Here is a 461-nt window from a genome sequence, read left to right on the forward strand (position 1 = left end):
ACATGTGAGCCATCTGACGGTCCAGTTGGTAATCTTATTCGTCAAGCATTTAAAGGAAGAGTGAGTTTATCAAAAGGAATTAATCCATTTTTTAATAATGGTAATTTATTTGATGAGCAGATGGCCTATTTATTTGCAGCTGATCGTCATGACCATTTATTTAATCAAGTTGATGGGGTTATACCTTTGAAGGAGAAAGGTTCGATAGTAATTAGTACTAGATACTACTTCTCCTCACTTGCTTATCACTGTAATTCAAAAACAGATTACGATATGGTTAAAAGTCTTAATTCTAGATTTCCTAAGCCTGATTTGGTTGTATATTTTGATAATGAAGTAAGTGAATCTATTAAGCGAATGTCAAATCGTGCGTTTAAAGATGAATATGAAAACACTGAAAAGCTAAAGCTAGTCAAGAGTAATTATGATTCGATCTTTAAAGATTACGAAGGTGAATTACT

The 461-nt window shown here is 32.3% G+C and carries 1 protein-coding gene; it reads left to right on the forward strand.

Annotated elements, in window-relative coordinates:
• On the forward strand, positions 1-461 hold a 461-nt coding region (gene tmk / locus R2R70_RS18930; RefSeq protein ID WP_410978738.1), incomplete at both ends, for a dTMP kinase.

It is taken from the genome of Cobetia sp. SIMBA_158 (genome assembly GCF_046566945.1).
GTDB classification, from domain to species: domain Bacteria; phylum Pseudomonadota; class Gammaproteobacteria; order Pseudomonadales; family Halomonadaceae; genus Cobetia; species Cobetia amphilecti.